The sequence below is a fragment of the Paenibacillus hamazuiensis genome, from assembly GCF_023276405.1.
GTDB classification, from domain to species: domain Bacteria; phylum Bacillota; class Bacilli; order Paenibacillales; family NBRC-103111; genus Paenibacillus_AF; species Paenibacillus_AF hamazuiensis.
In genome coordinates, this window is the sequence record NZ_JALRMO010000001.1 from 5,895,628 (window position 1) to 5,915,348 (window position 19,721).

Here is a 19,721-nt window from a genome sequence, read left to right on the forward strand (position 1 = left end):
TCCTCCCTAATTATGTCTCTATGAGTTCAGGCTCATTCTTTTACAGCACCCATGGTCATACCGCGAACGATGTAATTCTGCATGAAAAATGAAAACAGCATAACAGGCAGACTAAATAATGTGGCCGCCGCCGTCATAGGTCCCAGGTCCAAATTATAAGCGGTTAAAAACTCCGATATTCCCACAGGAACTGTTTTGGCAGCCGTGCTTGTGAACAGCAGCCCGAATAAAAAGTCGTTCCAAGACAGCATAAAACTAAATATGGCTGTCGTTGCCAGTCCCGGCAGCGAAATTGGCAAAATAATGCGGATAAAAGCCCCTAACATCCCGCATCCGTCCACACGTGCAGATTCATCCAACTCTTTAGGCAGGCTGTCGAAAAAACCGAGCATCATCCAAATGACAAAAGGGATATTGATACTTGTATAAATCAATGTTAAAGCCAGTTTGGTGTCCATTAAGCCTACTTCACCAATAATGCGGTACAAAGGTATGGCAACGCTGATAAGCGGAATCAACCGAACGCCCAGAGTGAATACCAGGAACAAATTCCCCAGCTTGGATGAAAATCTTGTTAATCCGTAGGAGGCCATAGAGCCCAGTAAAACGCTTAACAGCGTAGCGAAAGCGGCGGTTACCAAACTGTTGCCAAAATATTTGCCGATCGATAAATGAGTAAACATGGCAAGGTAGTTGTCCATCGTAAATTGGGACGGGAATAATGCAGGGGTAGACGATATGACTTCTCTCGGCGGCTTAAATGAACTAAGCATCAAATAAAGATACGGAAATAAAAACAGGCACAAAAAGCCGCATGTTACGATCAGATAGATAAATTGGCTAAGTCTGATCTTCTGTCTCCTTAGGGGTCCTCCGTGCTTCTGTTTAATAGAGTTTGCAATCACGTCGGTTATCTCCTTCCTGCTAGGCTGCTTTCTTGGCCGGACTCCAGAAATGTTTCAAAAAGAAGGAACAAATCCCCAGTAAGATAATCATGAAAATTACGGCCATGGCGCTTGAATACCCTTCCTGATTGTACCTGGCAATCGCTTTGTAAATGACGGTGCTGACCAGAGAAGAGGCATTGTTCGGACCACCTTGGGTCATAACCCAGATAATATCAAAGGATCTTGCGGCATCAATCATTCGAATGGCAACAGCCACAAGAATCACGGGTTTTAAGCTCGGCAGCGTAATATGCCAGAAGCTCTGAGCCTTATTCGCCCCGTCAATGCGTGCCGCCTCATACAAGCTCTCCGGAATCCCCTGAATACCTGCCAATAACACCAGCATCATAAAGGGAGTCGTCAGCCATATATCGGCTATCATACAGGACAATAATGCGTACTTGCTGTCGGATAACCACGGAATGCTTTGAGGTGTTGAAATGAATCCCAGCTTATACAGAAAGCTGTTCAGAATACCGAACTGGTCGTTCAACATGAATTTCCAGATCAACCCAGCAACCAACGGCGAAATCATAAGCGGGCTTAAAAGCAGAGTGCGAATGTAATTGCTGCCTTTGAATCCGGTGCTTAACAAGAGGGCCAGAACCATTCCCAACAGCAGTTCAACGGTTACGGCTCCGATGACAAATTCAACCGTGTTCAGCAATGACCGATAGAAGGTTTGTGATGTCAAAGCGCTGCCGTAATGTTCGAAGCCGACAAAACCGTAGGGCTGATCGTCTTCCAAAAAACTATTTTTGAATAACAGAAACATCGGGTAAACAAAGAACAAGATCATAAAAACTGCGGCCGGCAGGAAAAATACTATGGATAGCCTGCGATCCTTTGTAGTCATCGTACTTCACCCTTTAAATCAGTATTGAAATGAACAGAGGATAGGCGATCCTATCCTCTGCGATTACGGCAATCGATTTGCCTTTGCTTCTTACTTGCCTTGAATTTCATTAATGGTCGCCGCCGCTTTGGTCAATGCAGATTGCGGCGATTCCTTTCCCGACAGAGCTGCCTGGATAGCCGTAACAAGAGCTTCGCTTTCAATCTGATTCCAGCGGGCCAAAATCGGACGGTTTTGGGTCTGAGGGGCCTCCAAAGTAGCTTGCAGTGCATTAAGGTGCGCATATTCCGGCTGCTTGCCATACTTTTCAAACACTGATTTGCGCGCAGCCACTCCCAATGCCTTCATGAAAAGCTCGTTTTTCTCATAAATGAACTGCACATATTGTTTGGCGATATCCTTCTGCTTCGAAGCGTCAGGTATGACTTGATACCAGGGACCAGGTACTACGCCGATTCCGGCATCTCCCCCTATCATAGGCGCCACTCCTACCTTCCCAGCCACCTTCGACTTCGCCGGATCATTGGACGGTACGAAGAAATGCCCCCATGCAAGCATCATAGCCAATTTGCCGTTCCAGAACATTTCGGAGGTTTCGGAAGAGGCCATATTTAATGCACCTGGAGGTGCGGATTTGTCCTTGTTCAAAATGGTTGTCAGGAAATCCAGCGCTTTCACATAGGGCTCCGTGTTGACCAAGGCTTTATTGTCCTTGCCGACGACCAGAGGTTTTGCCCCCGCTTGAGCCGCATGATCCAACCAGCTGGCGACAGAATCGCCGTTATTCATCCCAAACACACTTGTGCCGTAGATATCCATGACACCATCGTTATTGGTATCGCGGGTAAAGAACTTGGCTACGTCTCTGTACTGCTGCCAAGTTGCCGGCGGCTTCAAGTCGTATCCATATTTAGCCTTGAAAGCTTCCTGTTCCTTGGGATCATTAAATAAATCGGATCGGTACAAAAGCACCTTCGAGTTCGTCCATACCGGCATGCCAAGAACTTTACCGTCTACCGTACCGCCATCGATCAAGCTGGGAAATAGATCCTTCTTCACGTTATCCGACATCAAATCATCCATCGAAGTCAAACCTTTAGCCAATGCGGGGAACCACAAAATATCAATGGTTGCCACATCGTAGGAGCCTTTGTTAGCACGTATATCCGCATTCAATTTGTCATAGACGCCGATATACGGCACCGTCTCGATCTTCACCTCATAACCGGTCTTCTGCTTAAATTCTTCCGCCGTTTGTGTCGCAACCGTGTTAGCCGGACTTCCACCCTCCACCAATACAGTCAAGGACTTGCCAGAGGATTTGGCAGTATCGCTCTTTGCACTTTCTGCCGCTTTGGGTGCTTCCGATTTACCGGCATTGCTTGAACAACCGGCCAAAACCGTCGACAAAACCATACAACCGGCAAGAATACCAGACCATAATTTCCCTTGCACTTTCATGAAGCGATACCCCCTTAGTAAAATATAAGTCTCGGTTTCCCCCGTGCCCCCAGCTTGATTCACGTAGACTGCGAGCCTCTTTGATAAATGGTAACCGCCTGATAGCTGTTTGTTTCTTATCAATAATTTCGGACCAGTGGAAGCGCTTCACTCATCACATATCTATGTTATAATACATTTACGGATTTGTATTTAGGAAGGATTATTGATTATTTGTCATATATTGCTTTTAATAATATTCGGAAGGGAAAGACCTGAACTGAACATTCAACAATTATCGCCGTACATTCGGATAGCAATGGATAGTTATATCCCTTTCCCTTGGTATTTAGAGGAGAGAGTTTTATTTGACTATGAGTTACTTTACCTTAAGGAAGGCAGAATACAAGTAACCATCGAGAATGATGTTTTTATCGGAGAGCCGGGGGACCTCTTTCTTTTTCGTCCAAAGCAACGACACTCTATTAGAAAGTTAGGAACAGATTTAGTACGACAGCCTCATTTGCATTTTGATTTGTTCTATAAAGAGGATAGTCCGGATGTGAAGGTTTCCTTTAAAAAACTTGAAGATATGACTGCAGATGAAATGAAATGGTTTCGAAACGACGATCTTGAGGAAATTTCCCCCCAGATTCCCAGTCACATCCGGTTAAGGAATACCTTAGTAATCGAAAGAATGATCTTTGAAATCATCAAAGAATTTCAAATGATGTTACCTTTTTATGAAATGAATATAAAAGGTCTGTTTCTGCAATTATTGAATGTACTGTTACGTGAAAACTACTGGAATTGTCATCCGCATCTGGTTACCAATATGGGAGAAATGGAGCAGCTGCGGATCTACTTGAAACACAATATCGACCGAAAGGTAACCTTAGATGAACTTTCCAACCTTTCGGGAATTAGCAAATATTATATGATTTCATTATTCAAGCAATCCTTCGGGATGAGTCCCATCCAATATCATCTTCTACAAAGAATAGAAAAGGCGAAGGAAATGATTCAATTCACGAATGATCCGTTAATGCTCATTGCCGAAAGTATCGGCTTTCCGGATATTCATTCCTTTAGTAAAGCCTTTAAAAAAATAGATGGGGTTAATCCTTCCTTTTATCGTAAAAAGAAAATCCATAAACATGAACATGAAGTTTAGAAATGAAAGATTGGCACCTGGCGGTAACCCAGAACACGAAAATAAAGTTCCAGACTACCGCTGCTGCTATATTTAACTAATGTTTCCGTTAGCGAAATGAGCAATATAACTCCATTTATTAAAACTTACGTCAATTCCTCTATTCTCATCTTCGTTATGTCATGGCTGCCGAATCGAAATTCATTCATAAGGCCAATCTGATTATCCGTTAGCTTGGAACGTGTGGATTACTCAACTGTGCTCCTCAATCAATGAGATTTTCCTTCCTTAGATCTCGAAAACTCCGTCGCATAATACGCCATGGCGATGGCCGGCAAGGCGATTCCGATCAGCAGTGCCGCCTCCCAGCCCCACGTTGCGTAAGCCCATCCCCCTGCCGCTGAGCCGATAGCGCCCCCTAAAAAGAAAATGGCCATATACAAACCGTTAAGCCTACTGCGAAATTCCGCTCCTAAAGAGAAAATCACCCGCTGCCCGAGAACCATGTTGGCGGAAACCCCCATGTCAAGTAAAATCGCCGCAACTACGAGGATGGGGACTGCGAGTGCAGAACTTGATGGAACCAGCAAGGGAAGCAGCCCGGAAAAGATGACGATGGCCAATGCCCAGCCCGTAGCCGGGCGAACCCATCCACGGTCTGCCATACGGCCCGCCGCTGGCGCCACAATTGCCCCCATTACCCCGACTAATGCGAACAGAGCGACCTCCTTCTGAGTGAAATGGAACGACGGACTTGTCAATACCAACGGAACCGTCGTCCAGAACAAACTGAACGTCCCGAATACACAAGCATGATAAATTGCCCTCCGGCGTAATGCCGGTGTCGTCTTCAGCAGATGCAGCATGGAGTGCAGCAGCGCCGGGTAAGCTGTTGCGTTCGAAGGCTGCCTTGAGGGCAGTGCCTTTGCCAATACAAGAGCCAGCGCGAAAATCAATGCTGCGGAGATGAAATATACGGCGCGCCAGCCCATATACTCCGCCACCAAGCTTGAAATGGGACGTGCGAGCATAATCCCCAGAAGTAGCCCGCTCATGACGTTGCCCACATTGCGACCGCGCACGGCTTCAGGCGAAAGATGAGCCGCATAAGGTACAAGGATTTGCGCAGCTACGGAACCTGCTCCGATCACGAGTGAAGCGGTGAGGAACAGGATGGCGCTTTTGATTACAGCGGCAATGGTCAAAACGGCGGCTGTAAGGAGCAATGATGAAAGGATCAACTTACGATTTTCCAGGATGTCTCCCAACGGTACGATAAATAACAAGCCGATCCCGTAGCCGACTTGAGTCAACGTAACGATGAGTGCGGCAGCCCCGGAGGAGAGCCCGATGGTCGAACCGATCGAGCCTATCAATGGTTGAGCATAATAAAGATTTGCCGCTATGATACCGCAAGCGGCTGCCAGGATAAAAATCAGCGATGGCGAAACCGATTTCTCCATTGAAATAGAAGCTGAATGCATAGAAAGTCCCCTTTTCTCACCATAAATTTTCTGGAACATTCGTTCCGAAATGTGCAAAAAAAATGTTTTATAGCATTTCCATCACCGTGTCTATCATCTGCTGCATCTTGCTGCGGTCACCCTGCACCTTCGCAGCGATATTTATACTATGATTCAGGTTTGAGAGCAGATATGATAAAGTCTTGATATCTTTCTCCGGGTTGATTTCTCCCGCCTCCTGTCCTTTGCGCAGCAGCTCATAGAAGGAATTCTCCAACTCGTTAAACCGCTCCCTGATCAACGCATTCAGTTGCTCATCCGGCGAATCCATGCTGATTGCTGCATTAGTAATGAGACAGCCCTTCGGCAGCTCGCCGCCCAAGGCGGAATCGATGTGTACCTCGAAGTACTGCCGGATACCTGATTTTGCGGATGTCGCATTGACGAGGATGTCCCGTTTGGCTTGCTTCCACTTCTTGTACCAGTTGATCGCCTCGATATAAAGCGTTTGTTTGTCCCCGAACGTTTCGTACAGACTTGATCTGCTAAGATCCATAGCTTCCAGCAAATCGGGAATGCTTGCCGCTTCGTAGCCCTTCTTCCAAAAAACGAGCATCGCTTTATGAAGCACCGCTTCTTTATCAAACTCTTTGTAGCGTCCCATGGTTCTCCCTCCGTTTCCGTAGGTACAGTATATACTTTTTCGGAACGATAAGTCCAGTATTTTCTGCAGATATGAAAGTTAGCCCAGGCTGGGATAAGATGGATTATTGACTTAGCCTTTGCTAGGTATTCGAGTAATCTGCCCGTTACGTCAATGAGGCTGTCGGTTATTGCCGCGGTTACCTCGTCGTAAGATGATATGGAGCTATCGTATTTCGTTCGTTCAGTCAACATTAGCTGCTCGAAATGGACAAATGTATTTTCAAGCCGTATCACATCCATGCGCGAGAGCACCCATTATATGAATTAAACCCGCCACTCTTCGGGAAGCAGTTGCCTGTATTTAGGCTGCAAATACCGATCATCGACAAGCACGAGAGAACCACGATCCCGCTCCGATCGAATCAGCCTGCCGCCCGCTTGCAGCACCTTGTTCATGCCCGGAAATACATAGGCGTAATCAAAACCGTCCCGTCCCGTTCCGTTGTAATAGTTTTTCATCAGATCCCGCTCCAGTCCTATTTGCGGCAGCCCGACACCAACGATAATAACACCGGTCAGCCGGTCTCCCTGCAGATCGATCCCCTCCGAAAAGACGCCTCCCAATACGGCAAAGCCGACTAACGTCCGCGCTCTTCCCGCCCGGAATTCGCCCAGAAACCGCTCCCGCTCCTCTTCCGACATCGTGTTCGTCTGGACAAGGATATCGGTGTCCGGCAATTCCGCTTCGTACGCGGCTACTCCGGCCTGCAAATATTCAAACGAAGGAAAAAAGACCATGTAGCAACCATTACGCCTGCCGATCCGCTCGTTCAGCAGCGATCCCAGTCTGGCCATCGAGCTTTCACGGTCTCGGTATCGCGTCGATAATGCAGCGATGCTTACCTCCCACTGGTCCTTCGAGAAGGGGGACGGAATCGCAAACGTATAGCTGTCTTCCCATGCGCCGAGCACATCCTTGTAAAAGCCGAACGGGGACAGCGTTGCCGAGAAAAAAATTTTGGCGCGATAGCCATTGCCCATCTGCCTCAGCAGCTGGGACGGGTCCAGGCACAGCAGTTTCACTCTGATCTCGCTGCCGTCGATTTCCGCATAGGTGACGAACCGTTCGTCCGCCGACTTCGCGATTCGAAGGAAGTTTTGCGCCGCGAAATACATATCTTTCAAAAGCGTCAGCCCATCTTCTTCCCCGCCTGCAGCAAGCGTCTGCTCGGCTGCTTCGGCAAACGACTCCAGCCGTTCAAGCAAGCGTTGCGGCGGACCCTCCAACAGCGAGTGAGCCCTCTCCCCCACTTCCTTGCGCAGCTCGATGAATACTTCACCTACCGCCTTCGCCGCTTGGGCCAATGCCCGTTGCTTCCCTCTCATTTCCCGCTGAAGACGGAGAAACCCGGATTTCATCAGCTCCGCAGAAAACATGTCCCTTGCCCGATCAACTAGATTATGCGCTTCATCCACCAAAAGAGCGGTTTGCTTGCGCTGCTCCTGCAGCAACCGCTTCAACGACACGCGCGGATCAAACACATAATTATAGTCGCAGATGACCGCATCCGCGGCGTATGCCGCTTCTAAAGACAGCTCGAAAGGGCATACCCGGTGTTTGCGTGCATATCGTTCCATCACCTCGCGACCCAACGAAGCCTCCCGCTCCAGCATGTCCAGCATCGCGCCGTTAAGCCGGTCAAAGAAGCCGTCTGCGTATTCGCAGTACTCCTTTGAGCAGCGCACCTCATCCTTGAAGCATACTTTTTCCTTCGCCGTCAGCGTGACGGTCTTCATCCGTAAGCCGGCATCCGCCATGGCGCGCATCGCATGCTCCGCCGCAGTCCGGGTTATCGTTTTGGCCGTTATGTAGAAGATTCGCTGAAGATGCCCTTGCCCGATCGCTTTAACGGCCGGGAACAAGGTCGAGATCGTTTTGCCGGTTCCCGTCGGTGCTTTTGCGAATAAATCTTTCCCTTCGGCGATTGCCGTATATACGGCACCGGCCAGCTTACGCTGCCCTTCCCGGTAGGCCGGATAAGGAAAGGGCAGGCTTCGCGCGCTCTCGTTCCGTTCCTGCTCGTGCCTGGCCATCAATCTTGCATAGGGCGCATAGGCCTGCAGCATTCCGAGTACTAAACCTTCCAGTTCCCCGGTCGTCTGCTCCTTCCGAAAATGAATGTGTTCGTCAGTTTCCAGCTGCACATATGTGAGCTGCACGCCCAGTTTCACCAAGCCTTCCTTCACGGCGTACATATACGCATAACATTGTGCCTGTGCCCAATGTTCAGGGTGCGCGTGTTCCTCAATCCTTTTTAAATCATGCAGAGTGGACTTAATCTCTTCGATTGTGACAAGTTCGTTCTCCCGGAATCGGATGCCATCGCAGCGCCCTTCCAGCCGAAAACGCAAGTCGCCGCACTCGAATTCCTGCTGCAGCGGTACTTCCTTGAGGTCCGATTCTCCGTACGTCTTTTGCAGCTTCTGATGCGCAAGCGTCCCTTCCGAGAACGTAGGTGCCGCGTGAAAGCCAGACTCCAGACTGCCTCTGCGAAACGCGTATTCGACCAGCGCACGTACGGAAATGCGAATAATCGGTTGCATATGCTCCCACCCGAAATCATGTTTGATTATGCATAAGCATACCATGTTTTGAACCGAATGGAAACAAATGTTCCCACAAAAAAACTGCATGCCGCCCTATCGAAAAGAGCCAGGCCATGCAGTTCGATGTCGCCGGGGAAAAGGCGACTCACCTAAACCAAGTGAACCACCCGAATATTCTTCTTATGCTGATTCAGATATTCCGCCAGCAATCTTCTGTGGCAATGGTGCGGCTTATCCTCACTGCACAAAAAGCAGTTTACTTCATCAGCCAATACATCATCTATGCGATTTTCGATTTTTCTTTTTGCAAGCAAGTCCATATATCGCTTCTCGTACTCGCCCCAAGTCATCTGCTTCTTTTTATAGGCGTTAAGTATGTCTTCAGTCGGTGCCAGCGATAAATCATGATGATAGGAGATTCCAACAAGCTTCATGACATATTCAAGATCGCCTTTTTTGGCATAACCGGACAATTGGGATGTATTATGCAGACGTGTGTCAATGAGATGCGTAACGCCCGCACCCTTCAAAAGTTCAACAAACTGCTGCAGACTTTTTTTAGCAAAACCAATCGTACAGACGTCTTGTTTCATTCCGGAAATTCGTTCCATTCCCGGCCATCGAGCAGCCTTCCGTTTTTGTGCTTCATCACACCGCCCCACTGCTTAAAAAAGAACGGAATCTGTGCGGCTTGACATTCATTTAATAATAATCGAACCCAGCCAGCATCCATTGGCCGGGCACCCGGCCCCGATTCTCCCCCTGCAATTACCCAATGAATATCTTGAAGGTTTACATTTTCCAATGGACCGATTAGCGGCTCGCATGATAAAAATCGTATCCTTGACGGTACTTGTCTGAGCACATCAATTCTGCCCACAACACGTGAGTTTTCGACACTTGTTCCTAACCATATGTTGTTTGTCCAAGTCAATTGGTTTGCCAAACGAGCGGCTCTTTCCGGTCGCTTCGTCAAAATCTGATAAGTATGCATGGGGGTCTTGTTCATGACATCAAATACTTTTTCAATAAACTGCTCGGATATGGCTTCGTGGAACAGGTCTGACATTGAATTGACAAAAATCTTTTTAGGCCGTTTCCAAGTAAACGGTAAATCAAGCGCTCCGGGATGCTCTTGTGGTTCAAAGCCATTAACGTACCTCGGATTTCCCATCGCTTGTAATCTCTTTGCCAGTCGTTCAGCATAACAATTCTTGCATCCGTCGCTTACCTTACTGCAACCGGTTGTAGGATTCCATGTCATGTCCGTCCATTCAATTTTTGTTTCGGACATTTTGCCGCCTCCTTGGATTCTCAGAGCACCCCAACCTCTTGCCGATGGTCAAACGACGGGAGCTTCCATCCCCATCGCGGCCCATTCTTCTTTGGCAGGACCATAAATCCCGGGTATCGTTAAACCGGCTTGCCGCATCAAGACCGTCATTTGACCGCGATGGTGAACCTCGTGCAGCAGAAAAGCGCTTAATGTAAACCCGTTTTTCCAAGGTTCCCCAAACAGGTTAACTTCCTGCTGCAAAGTTTCATCCGTCCATTGGGTACGGATCGCCTCCAGCATGGATTGAACGGCTGCCCGATAGGCTGCGGCAATTTCGGCGGCCGACGCAGGCGGCTCGGAATACACATCAGGTGCATCGAACTGAAGCCCTGTGCGGTGAAGCATATCCGGAACCGAGGTCACGATATGCCAGGCCAGTCTTCCGAGCGTCCGGTAACCGGGCAACACCTCCTGTTCCAAAGATGCGTCGGTCAAGAGATCCAGCAGCTTCTGCGTGCCCTCCGCTTCGCGAGTGTATTCTGTTATAAAACTTTGCAACGATGTGTACATAATGATTGCCTCCTTGTCGTTATTGTCAGGCCTGGGATCTGCCCGGCAGATATAGTATGAACGGGGTCCACTGACAGCGTATTGTCAGCGGAATTTGCCGAATTGAAAATTATTTGTACAATTCAAAAACCCGCCTGGCTTGGCTGCTGATTTCATCGGCGAGAGACTTCGGCTCCAGCACGCGCACATCCGGCCCGTAACTGAGCAGCATTCCGTAGAGCCAATTATCTTCCGGAAACTCCGACCTGACCAGCAGCGATCCGTCCTCTTCCACCGTCATTTTCTCCGGGCCGAAGAACTCTTCAATCCGCACTCTGACTCTCGGATGAAAACGAAGTACCATCGTTATGTATGACTGCGTGTCTTGCCTCCCCCATCTGGCATCCCCCATCTGGCATCCAGATCTTCCAGACGCTCCTTCCGGCGCGGGAATACTTCCATATCGACATGGAGCTTCCGGATGCGGGACAACTTGAATCTCCGGCAATCCTTTCTTAGCCGGCAGTAGGCGTATAAGTACCACGCGTTTCCTTTCCAGGCAAGCCCTATCGGCTCAACGGCCCTCTCCGCCGTATCTCCTTCGGGAGTGGAGTATGTAAGCCAAACGACATTCCTGTTCCTGGCAGCCAGCCGAAGCTCGGCCAGCTTATCCTTGTCCGCTTCCACCCTCGTCCACGGGCTCAAACCTATAATCAGCTGTTCCCCCGCTTCTTCCATTCGCTGCTGCTCGTTTTTGGCAATCAGCGCGCTGATCTTGGCCAGCAGATGATCCATTTGCCCATCCTGCAGGGGCGACTGCATGCCTTTTAGGGCCGTTACTATAGATGACAGGTCATCGAGAGTAACGATCTGTCTTTCTATGCGAAATTCGTCCATAATTTCGTAGCCGCCGTCCACCCCCGCATAAGATGCAATGGGGATACCCGCGGCATTGATCGCTTCGATATACCTGTAAATCGTGCGCAGCGAGACCTCAAACCGCTCGGCCAGTTCTTGGGCTCCCACTCTCTTGCGGCTGAGCAGAAGCATGGTGATACCCAGCAATCGTTGAAGCTTCAATGGCAAGGACCTCCCAAGGTGAGTCTTTTACATTATTTTACCAATGAAGAGTTCCCCAATTCAAACAGCTTATCGGGCTTAAGTCCAGTTTGCATCTCCATCCGCAGGAGATTATAGAACCAACCTGGAGGCCGATTTCACCGGGGCTCTTTTTGATTATGATCATTAAAGCGGGCACAGCCAAATCTGGTCGAAAATATGAGAAGGGGGCGTGTTGAATAAAATGCAAAAAGGAATGGCAATTGGTTTAGTGGCTGCATTACTTTCATCCGGTTTGATGGTGGAATCGGGGGTTTCGGCTCAAGAGCCGACCAAGGTTTCCAATCCATTTGAAAGACCGACGATGCCTTTGGCCCATAGCAACGTACCGTACGGCCCAAATGATTCCCGGGAGGTGGCAGGTTTTCTAGACGAGTTTTTTGCCAAAGAGAGTATCCGGAATAAAATCGGCGCTGTCTCCGTGTCCGTGGTCGGTAACGGTCAGATACTTGCGGAGAAAGGTTACGGAGTGATGGACAAAAGCTCGCAAATGCCGGTCGATCCGAACGATTCCGTATTCCGCATCGGATCCGTTTCAAAGGTATTTACCGCAGCTGCCATTCTTCAGCTTCGCGATCAGGGCAAGCTATCCCTTAAGGACGACGTTGAGAAATATTTGAACGGCTACAAAATCACAAATCCATACGGAACCCCCGTTACGATCGAAATGCTGCTTACCCATACGACCGGCTTCGAAGTCCGCGACCCCACCCCGGAAAATATCATATTCGACAATTCCCGCGAGCCTGTCGCATTAGAGGAGTACATTTTCCAAAACTTTCCCCCGGTCGTAAGGGAACCAGGCACCTCCTATATGTACGATAATTTCGCATTCGATCTGCAAGGTTATATCGTTCAATCCGTGAGCGGACAGCCCTTCTCCGACTATATGGAGGAACGGCTGTTTAAGCCGCTTGGCATGAATTCCAGCAGTTTTGTTATGCCGGAGGAGTTGGCGAATCGGATCGCGTCCACTTATGACAAATCCGGCAACGCCATTCCGTTCTACCGCATGTCGCCCGGCGTAATCCCGTCAGGCAGCATGATCTCCACCTCAGCGGATATGGCTCGTTTCATGAATGCTTTCTTAAACGGCGGTAAAACGAATGATGGCACGGTCATCTTGTCGCCCGAATCCGTAAAAGCGATGTCCGGGTATCATATATCGATTCATTCCCAAGTTCCCGATGCCACTTACGGTTTTGAAGCACCCTATCCACATAGCCTTGCTAACGGGCAAACGATCATCGCCAAAAGCGGCGATGTGCCCGGTTTTCACTCGATGCTCTGGCTGCTGCCGGAACAAAAATCGGGCTTCTTCATCTCCCAAAACACGGATGAGAAAATAATCGATGATTTCATTGCCTCTTTTATGGACCATTATTATCCGGGGATCGACAGGACGTTCGGAGTTTCCGGATTTGTTCCGCAATCGATTTCCGAACTGAAGAAATTCGCCGGAACCTATATCGATCTGAGAAGGGGGAAATTGGCCGCCAAAGTAACGGTGATCGGCAACGGTTTGCTTTCGGCAATTGACAGCCGCAACGTGCGTCATCGTTTCATCCAAGTGGATAACTATTTATTTGTCGATGAGAATGGGCTGCCTCTTGCCTTTAAACCCGATCAGCAGGGAAATATAGCCTATTTAAAGTATAATAGTCCTGTCAGCTATGCGGCGAAAAAGCGGGAAGCTTCCGGTTTCCCGGATGTGCCTGTCGATCATCCGTATGCGGAATTCATAGGGGGGCTCCAATCGTTCGGTATTTTGGAGGAGGATCCTTCTAAGCCCTATGACACGCAGGCCACAGTGACCCGGGAACAATTTATCCATGCCATCATGCCGTTGCTTGATTTTCCAGCTTCATCCGGCGCATCAACATTCATTGACATCGAACATTCACCGTACAAAGCCGACATTCGGAACGCTTTGGAAGCAGGTGTCGTGGCCGGGTCAGGACAAGATCGATTTGAGCCGGAACGCCCTATTCGCCGCGAAGAGGCTGCAGTGATTATGGGCAGGCTAATACGTGTGCTCGGAGTGCAACCGCCTTCTTTTTCGGCGGAAGTCCCCTCCGATACGGAGGAATGGGCGATTCCAGGTGTTCAAACGGTGACAGGCTTGAAGCTGCACGGACCGGAGGTTACCGCAGCAGGCGGTCGAATCGATTTTGGCTCTCAGCGCCTACTGAATAAACAGGAAATGGCCGCGATGGTGTATTTGGGTTTTCTTTTGAAAACCGGTTCGATGGGAAGCCGATGATAGTGTGCATACCTTCCACTAACGCATCACTTGCATATTTTGCCGCTTGAAGGATTTTACGAAAGAAAGAATTGCTGTTTAGCGACTATATTCCGGTTCATCCTGAATTGGTAAAGGAGTACGGCGAACTTAAACGGAAGTTGGCCGAACAATATGATTCCGACCCTGACGGCTACACACGGGCAAAAACGGCCTTTATCCAGCGTGTGCATGATTTGGCGCGTATGGAACGGGGACTCCCGCTTGAAAACGTGTGGGAAGAATAGACGGCCTGAACGGCCGATTCTATTTACGATCTGCCGGGAACACGGGCCCTGCCTGCCGTCTCGCCTCATCCATCACTTCCATCGCAAGCAGCGAATTGGCATGGGAGTTCGTCGCGCATTCCCGCTTTCCTTGCTTGAGCAGCTCGGCGAAATGCTTCGCTTCGTAATACATCGTGTTTTCGACCTGGGGCTGCGTTAGAGTTTCAACCGAACCGTCGCGGAAGCGGATTTCCACATTCCCAGGGGCGCTGATTTTATCGATGACCATCGTCGCGTCTTCCCCATGAATTTCCGAAGGCAGGGCGGAATGGGTGATCTTCGAGTGGTAAATGACCGCGTCCATATCGCCATATTCCGCGATCAGACTGCCTTCCCCGTCCACGCCCGACCCGAGCAGCACCGCGCTCGCCTTCACCCGCTGCGGTTTGCCGAACAGCACGACCATCGGGTAAATGCAATAAACCCCGAGATCCATCAGGGAGCCGTTCGAAAAAGCCGGGTTGAACGCATTCGGCATCGCACCTTGCTTATAAGCATCGTAACGCGAGGAGTATTGGCAAAAGCTCGCCACATACCGGCGGATGCGTCCCAGCTTGTGCAGATGGTCCCGAACGGCCTCAAAATTCGGCATCAGCGTCGATTTCATCGCTTCCATCAGCAGCACGCCGTTTTGTTGCGCCGCTTCGATCATCGCCTTAAGCTCGGCGCTGTTTGAGGCGATCGGCTTTTCGCACAGCACGTGCTTCCCGTGGTTCATCAAGAGCACCGCCTGCTGCGCGTGGAGTGAATTCGGACTGGCGATGTACACCGCGTCGATCGCACCGCTCCCCGCCATCGCTTCCAGATCGGTGAACCGGTGCGGAATCCCGAGCTTCTCTGCAAACTGCCCCGCCTGCTCCTCCGTGCGTGAATATACGGCAGCCAGCTCGATTTCTCCGGTTTGCCGCGCCGCGTCGATAAATTTTTCCGTAATCCAGTTAGTTCCTATCACTGCGAATCTGATCATGTACCGTGATCTCCTTTACCCTTTAATCGTCAAAACGTCTCTTCCCCGCATTCGCCTTCGGAGAGCATTCAGCATGCCGTACCCTATCGCCGCGCCGGCATAGTTCAAGATTACGTCGTCGATGTCCCCGCTGCCCACCCGCAGCAGCATCTGCAGCAGCTCCAGCAGCACGATCGATGCGACGAACGCCGCCGAAAACGATCCAAACCTTTTGCACCCGTTAAATATTAACGGCATGAACCATCCGAACGGCACAAACACCCCGATATTGCCCAAAATATTAACCATCCATGACCACAGACCAAAGTAGCTGAAATGAATGAAGAAATTGGCTATGGTGCGAAACGGAACCAGGTTATAGCTCAGCTGGATGTATCCGCGTTCGGATCTATGGAACCCGAGAAACATCCAATACAGCAAACAGGCGGTGTAGCCGAGAAAACAGATCCATACGGCCGCCTTCGCGATTTTCAACTGCAGCACCTCCTAGCCCTTAAGCCCGGGAAACCGCTTCTCCATACACCCGATCAGTTCCCCGTAGGCGTCCCGCAAATCCTTGATCGTGATCAGCTCCGGAACGCTGCTCCGCTCCTCATCGGTATGTCCGGACAGCACCCCGTCCAGACCGTTGTAGTTAAACTTCAGCTCTTTGTACGTCTGATCCAGCTTTTCCAAAACGACGCCGATCAGCGTCTGGTATTGTTCCATCGCTTCGTTCACCCGGCTTCTGCATTTTTCCACTTTGTGGGGAGCACTCCAGTCCATATTAATACAAAATGACCCGAAATGTAAAAAAACGGACCCTTCTTCCGGGGTCCGGTTACTGCGAAAATATCATTTTCAATCCGACGGCCAGCAGCAGCACGCAGACGATTTTTCGAAACGCCGCCTTTCGGATATACTTGTCCACGCTTAGTCCGAGGATCAAAGCCGCCGCGAGAAAAGGCGCCGAGGTCCAGAACATATGGACCACCGTATCCGTATAGTGATGGCTGTACGCATGCAGCGAGATGACAAAGACGCTGTTCAGCAAGCCGAACAGCTGAACGTTGCTTTTCGACGTTTCCGGGCTCCAATTCCGGCAGTTGCCGTAAATGATAATGGGCGGGCCGTACGTATTGTAAGCTCCTGCCAGGCCGCCTCCGGCAAAGCCGAACAGTGAAGCCCACTTGCGCTTCACGTTTGGAAGAGGTTTGCCTGACAAATCGTAAATCGAATACAAAACAAGCAATGTCCCCAAGGCGGTCAATACGACTTTCTCGTCGAGCGCTTTCAGCGCGAAGACGCCGAAGGGAACGCCAAGCAGCGCTCCTGCGCATAATAAGGCCATGTCTTTCCATTGAAAGGCATGGCGGTACTTCACGATAATGGCGACATTTTGCACGAGCACGACCAAGGCGACAAGCGGGGAGGCCTCTTTGACTCCTATCATCATGGTCAGCAAAGGCATGGCGATCAGCGACGACCCGAACCCGGAAACGGTCGAGACGAGCACGGCGATGAATAAAATGAGTCCAACCAGCATCGGCAGCATTCTCCTTGAATCCGCTGCTTCGAACGGATAGCTACTTATTCACTTCAAAGGCGGTTACCGCCGCTTCATCCCATTCGAAACCGAATCCCGGCAGATCGGGCGTCCGGACGCAGCCGTCCACACATTGGAGCGGCTCTTTAAACAACGCGCCGGCCCAGCTCATCCATTCCAGCTTGAGCGGGTGGCGGATGAGCGGAAACAAATGAACGGCATATTCCGGGAATAAATGGATTCCCGACGGTTTTCCATACTGCTCCAGCAGCACATTGATTTGCTTCCACCCGGAAATTCCTCCGGTGCGCTGCAAATCGGGGGTATACAGATCGGCGGCGGACTCTTCCAGAAAACGGTGGAACGAGCGAACGCCGTATAAGTTTTCACCGGTGGCTACGGGAATCGGCAAAGATGCGGACAATGTTCGGTGAGTCTTCATATTTTCCGCTTCGACCGGCTCCTCGATCCACGCCAGGTTGTAAGGGGCAAGCCGTTTGCCCATCGCTTGCGCCTTCTCCGCCGTCCATCCCTGATTGACGTCCCCCATCAGCTCGATCTCTTCACCGATCGCTCTGCGAATTTCACATACGGCGCTGAGATCCTCCTCTTCCTTCGCCCGCCCCAAACGCATCTTCATCGAGCGGAAGCCCGAAGCGGCGAACGCTTCGGCCTGGGCGGCCGCCTCCGCCGGCGAAACGAGCCAAAGCCCGTCGCTTTGGTAGGCTTCAAATGTCCCCGGCTCTCCGCCAAGCAGGCGGCATACCGGAAGACCGGTCGTTTTGCCGAGCAGGTCCCAAAGCGCGATATCGACCATGGACACGGCGAACATCGGCAGCCCTTGATGCCCGAGCAGCTTGATCGCTTCGAGCATTTTATGCCACAGGCCGTGAATATTTCGCGGGTCCTCACCGGTCAGGACGGACTCCAAATGGGACAAGCAGGAACGGATCGCCTGCGCCCCATGCAGATGGAAAGCTTGCGCGTAGGAAACTCCCGTCATTCCTTCGTCGGTCGTCACATCCAGCAGCACAAAGACGATCTGCCCGGATTTTCTGACACAGGACACGACCGGGTATTTCACAGGCACCGATACGACCCTGGTTTTAAAAGATGCGATTTTCATACCTTCACCAATCCTTCCGCCATTAACGGTCGTTCAGGCCTATGGAGATATATTTGATTTCCAAAAACGGCTCCAGCCCATAATGCCCGCCTTCCCGGCCTATTCCGCTTTCCTTCCAGCCGCCGAACGGAACCTGCGCCGCTCCCGGCAAAGGATCGTTGATGCCGACAATGCCGTATTCGAGAGCTTCGGCCACCCGGTAGGTCCGCCCCAAATCGCGCGTGAAGACATAAGCGGCAAGTCCGTACACGCTGTCGTTGGCCTGCTCGACCGCTTCGTTTTCCGTCTTGAATGTAAGGATCGGAGCGACGGGGCCGAATGTTTCCTCGCTACAAATTTTCATATCGGGACTGGCGTCTCCGATCAGCGTCGGCTCATAAAAATAACCGGTCATGCCTTCGGCTTGACTGAGTTTTCCTCCCGCCAGCAGCTTGCCGCCCTTGGCCAAAGCGTCGTCCACATGCTCCTGGACTTTCCGGTAAGCCGCTTCGTTGATCAGCGGACCGATCTCCACCCCTTGTTCGAGGCCGTTGCCCAGCTTGAGCGACCGGACGCGCGAGGCCAGCTTTTCGGAAAACGTCTCGAGGATCGTATCCTGCACGTAAATCCGGTTGGCGCATATGCACGTTTGCCCGGCGTTGCGGTATTTGCTGATCAGACACGCTTCCACGGCCTGATCCAAATCGGCATCCTCAAACACGATAAACGGAGCGTGGCCGCCGAGCTCCAGGGAAACCTTTTTCACCTGATCGGCAGAACCTGCGATCAAATGTTTGCCGACCTTGGTCGAGCCGGTAAAAGCGATCTTCTTCACAAGACGGTTCTCCAAAAATTCCGCTCCGATCGACGGCCCGTCCCCGTAGACCAAATTGACGACGCCTGGCGGAAAATCCGACTCGTGAAATATCTCGAACAAAGCGGCGGCGGTCAGCGGCGTAGCTTCCGCCGGTTTGATGACCACCGTGCAGCCGGCAGCCAGCGCCGGGGCAATTTTCCGGGTGATCATCGAGGCCGGAAAATTCCAAGGCGTTATCGCCGCAACGACTCCGATCGGCTGACGGATGACGTGAGCCCGTTTATTCACGGAGGAGGCGGGGATTATTTCGCCGTATATTCGCTTGGCTTCCTCGCTGTACCAGCGCAAAAAGTCGGCCGCCTGCATCACTTCGCCGCGCGCCTCCGCCAAAGGCTTGCCCTGCTCCATCGTCAATATACGGGCGACATGGTCTGCGCGTTCCGTCAACAGCCGGTACGCATTGTATAAGGGCGCCGATCGGTCCGCCGCGCTGAGCCGGGACCATGTTTTAAAGGCACGCGCCGCGGCGTCGACAGCCGCAGCCGCGTCCTGCCTCTCGGCGGCGAATACGGTCCCTACCTTCTCCCCGGTTGCCGGGTTGGTGACGTCCATCGTTTTTTTGCTTGCGCTTTCCTTCCACTGCCCGTCATAGTATAAATTCCCAAACATACGATCGCCTCCTGC

The 19,721-nt window shown here is 50.9% G+C and carries 20 protein-coding genes; 3 read left to right on the forward strand and 17 right to left on the reverse strand.

The features are described from left to right. Positions 1 to 32: 32 nt before the first annotated feature. The 3 genes from MYS68_RS25615 to MYS68_RS25625 all read right to left on the reverse strand — a co-directional run bounded on the left by MYS68_RS25615 (position 33) and on the right by MYS68_RS25625 (position 3,264). Positions 33 to 905, reverse strand: a complete 873-nt coding sequence (locus MYS68_RS25615; protein ID WP_248928563.1) for a carbohydrate ABC transporter permease — start codon at positions 903 to 905, stop codon at positions 33 to 35. Positions 906 to 924: 19 nt separating this feature from the next. Continuing rightward, on the reverse strand, positions 925 to 1,803 hold the full coding sequence (locus MYS68_RS25620) for a carbohydrate ABC transporter permease (RefSeq protein WP_248928564.1): 879 nt from the start codon (positions 1,801 to 1,803) through the stop codon (positions 925 to 927). A 90-nt stretch (positions 1,804 to 1,893) separates the two neighbouring features. Beyond that, complete coding sequence (locus MYS68_RS25625) at positions 1,894 to 3,264, reverse strand: ABC transporter substrate-binding protein (RefSeq protein ID WP_248928565.1); 1,371 nt, start codon at positions 3,262 to 3,264, stop codon at positions 1,894 to 1,896. Positions 3,265 to 3,469: 205 nt separating this feature from the next. On the opposite strand from MYS68_RS25625, the gene MYS68_RS25630 reads away from it, so the two are divergent. Beyond that, positions 3,470 to 4,417, forward strand: coding sequence for an AraC family transcriptional regulator (locus tag MYS68_RS25630; protein ID WP_338043615.1), 948 nt, complete (start codon positions 3,470 to 3,472; stop codon positions 4,415 to 4,417). 248 nt (positions 4,418 to 4,665) lie between these two features. Here MYS68_RS25630 and MYS68_RS25635 read toward each other — a convergent pair whose 3' ends face one another. From MYS68_RS25635 to MYS68_RS25670, 8 genes are all read right to left on the reverse strand, one after another. Further along, complete coding sequence (locus MYS68_RS25635) at positions 4,666 to 5,880, reverse strand: MFS transporter (protein ID WP_248928566.1); 1,215 nt, start codon at positions 5,878 to 5,880, stop codon at positions 4,666 to 4,668. 67 nt (positions 5,881 to 5,947) lie between these two features. Continuing rightward, positions 5,948 to 6,523 (reverse strand): TetR/AcrR family transcriptional regulator, encoded by a 576-nt coding sequence (locus tag MYS68_RS25640; protein ID WP_248928567.1) that lies wholly within the window; start codon positions 6,521 to 6,523, stop codon positions 5,948 to 5,950. A 305-nt stretch (positions 6,524 to 6,828) separates the two neighbouring features. After that, entirely contained in the window at positions 6,829 to 9,108 is a 2,280-nt protein-coding gene (locus tag MYS68_RS25645; protein ID WP_248928568.1) for an ATP-dependent DNA helicase, read from the reverse strand. A 152-nt stretch (positions 9,109 to 9,260) separates the two neighbouring features. Continuing rightward, positions 9,261 to 9,704, reverse strand: coding sequence for a DUF488 domain-containing protein (locus MYS68_RS25650; protein WP_248928569.1), 444 nt, complete (start codon positions 9,702 to 9,704; stop codon positions 9,261 to 9,263). Then, positions 9,701 to 10,405, reverse strand: coding sequence for a DUF5131 family protein (locus tag MYS68_RS25655; protein ID WP_248928570.1), 705 nt, complete (start codon positions 10,403 to 10,405; stop codon positions 9,701 to 9,703). Before MYS68_RS25655 ends, MYS68_RS25650 begins: the two co-directional genes overlap by 4 nt. 48 nt (positions 10,406 to 10,453) lie before the next feature. Beyond that, the gene (locus tag MYS68_RS25660; RefSeq protein ID WP_248928571.1) at positions 10,454 to 10,957 is read right to left on the reverse strand and encodes a DinB family protein; all 504 of its coding nucleotides are present in this window, start codon (positions 10,955 to 10,957) and stop codon (positions 10,454 to 10,456) included. 109 nt (positions 10,958 to 11,066) lie between these two features. Then, entirely contained in the window at positions 11,067 to 11,300 is a 234-nt protein-coding gene (locus MYS68_RS25665) for a helix-turn-helix transcriptional regulator (protein ID WP_248928572.1), read from the reverse strand. 2 nt (positions 11,301 to 11,302) lie between these two features. Further along, complete coding sequence (locus MYS68_RS25670) at positions 11,303 to 12,016, reverse strand: helix-turn-helix transcriptional regulator (RefSeq protein WP_248928573.1); 714 nt, start codon at positions 12,014 to 12,016, stop codon at positions 11,303 to 11,305. 223 nt (positions 12,017 to 12,239) lie between these two features. Here MYS68_RS25670 and MYS68_RS25675 point away from each other — a divergent pair, with 223 nt between their 5' ends. Both MYS68_RS25675 and MYS68_RS39140 read left to right on the forward strand, forming a co-directional pair. Further along, positions 12,240 to 14,318, forward strand: coding sequence for a serine hydrolase domain-containing protein (locus MYS68_RS25675; protein ID WP_248931013.1), 2,079 nt, complete (start codon positions 12,240 to 12,242; stop codon positions 14,316 to 14,318). A 71-nt stretch (positions 14,319 to 14,389) separates the two neighbouring features. Further along, entirely contained in the window at positions 14,390 to 14,584 is a 195-nt protein-coding gene (locus tag MYS68_RS39140; protein WP_420852159.1) for a GrpB family protein, read from the forward strand. A 19-nt stretch (positions 14,585 to 14,603) separates the two neighbouring features. Here the strand turns inward: MYS68_RS39140 and MYS68_RS25680 are convergent, their stop codons facing one another. The 6 genes from MYS68_RS25680 to MYS68_RS25705 all read right to left on the reverse strand — a co-directional run bounded on the left by MYS68_RS25680 (position 14,604) and on the right by MYS68_RS25705 (position 19,706). Continuing rightward, positions 14,604 to 15,590 (reverse strand): Gfo/Idh/MocA family protein, encoded by a 987-nt coding sequence (locus MYS68_RS25680; RefSeq protein ID WP_248928574.1) that lies wholly within the window; start codon positions 15,588 to 15,590, stop codon positions 14,604 to 14,606. Positions 15,591 to 15,605: 15 nt separating this feature from the next. Further along, on the reverse strand, positions 15,606 to 16,064 hold the full coding sequence (locus MYS68_RS25685) for a VanZ family protein (RefSeq protein WP_248928575.1): 459 nt from the start codon (positions 16,062 to 16,064) through the stop codon (positions 15,606 to 15,608). A gap of 12 nt (positions 16,065 to 16,076) precedes the next feature. Beyond that, the gene (locus tag MYS68_RS25690) at positions 16,077 to 16,331 is read right to left on the reverse strand and encodes a hypothetical protein (protein ID WP_248928576.1); all 255 of its coding nucleotides are present in this window, start codon (positions 16,329 to 16,331) and stop codon (positions 16,077 to 16,079) included. Between the two features lie 79 nt (positions 16,332 to 16,410). Beyond that, complete coding sequence (locus MYS68_RS25695; protein WP_248928577.1) at positions 16,411 to 17,115, reverse strand: sulfite exporter TauE/SafE family protein; 705 nt, start codon at positions 17,113 to 17,115, stop codon at positions 16,411 to 16,413. A gap of 40 nt (positions 17,116 to 17,155) precedes the next feature. Then, positions 17,156 to 18,241: a mandelate racemase/muconate lactonizing enzyme family protein gene (locus tag MYS68_RS25700; protein WP_248928578.1), complete on the reverse strand. Its 1,086-nt coding sequence runs from the start codon at positions 18,239 to 18,241 to the stop codon at positions 17,156 to 17,158. 22 nt (positions 18,242 to 18,263) lie between these two features. After that, a complete protein-coding gene (locus MYS68_RS25705; RefSeq protein WP_248928579.1) occupies positions 18,264 to 19,706 on the reverse strand; it encodes an NAD-dependent succinate-semialdehyde dehydrogenase in 1,443 nt (480 codons plus the stop codon). Between the last annotated feature and the right edge of the window lie 15 nt (positions 19,707 to 19,721).

Bases quoted from the DNA above. Each gene is read 5' to 3' on its own strand.
- MYS68_RS25620 (WP_248928564.1), bottom strand. From the start codon at position 1,803: ATGACTACAAAGGATCGCAGGCTATCCATAGTATTTTTCCTGCCGGCC.
- MYS68_RS25625 (WP_248928565.1), bottom strand. From the start codon at position 3,264: ATGAAAGTGCAAGGGAAATTATGGTCTGGTATTCTTGCCGGTTGTATG.
- MYS68_RS25635 (WP_248928566.1), bottom strand. From the start codon at position 5,880: ATGCATTCAGCTTCTATTTCAATGGAGAAATCGGTTTCGCCATCGCTG.
- MYS68_RS25640 (WP_248928567.1), bottom strand. From the start codon at position 6,523: ATGGGACGCTACAAAGAGTTTGATAAAGAAGCGGTGCTTCATAAAGCG.
- MYS68_RS25645 (WP_248928568.1), bottom strand. From the start codon at position 9,108: ATGCAACCGATTATTCGCATTTCCGTACGTGCGCTGGTCGAATACGCG.
- MYS68_RS25650 (WP_248928569.1), bottom strand. From the start codon at position 9,704: ATGAAACAAGACGTCTGTACGATTGGTTTTGCTAAAAAAAGTCTGCAG.
- MYS68_RS25655 (WP_248928570.1), bottom strand. From the start codon at position 10,405: ATGTCCGAAACAAAAATTGAATGGACGGACATGACATGGAATCCTACA.
- MYS68_RS25660 (WP_248928571.1), bottom strand. From the start codon at position 10,957: ATGTACACATCGTTGCAAAGTTTTATAACAGAATACACTCGCGAAGCG.
- MYS68_RS25665 (WP_248928572.1), bottom strand. From the start codon at position 11,300: ATGGTACTTCGTTTTCATCCGAGAGTCAGAGTGCGGATTGAAGAGTTC.
- MYS68_RS25675 (WP_248931013.1), top strand. From the start codon at position 12,240: ATGCAAAAAGGAATGGCAATTGGTTTAGTGGCTGCATTACTTTCATCC.
- MYS68_RS25680 (WP_248928574.1), bottom strand. From the start codon at position 15,590: ATGATCAGATTCGCAGTGATAGGAACTAACTGGATTACGGAAAAATTT.
- MYS68_RS25695 (WP_248928577.1), bottom strand. From the start codon at position 17,115: ATGCTGGTTGGACTCATTTTATTCATCGCCGTGCTCGTCTCGACCGTT.
- MYS68_RS25700 (WP_248928578.1), bottom strand. From the start codon at position 18,241: ATGAAAATCGCATCTTTTAAAACCAGGGTCGTATCGGTGCCTGTGAAA.
- MYS68_RS25705 (WP_248928579.1), bottom strand. From the start codon at position 19,706: ATGTTTGGGAATTTATACTATGACGGGCAGTGGAAGGAAAGCGCAAGC.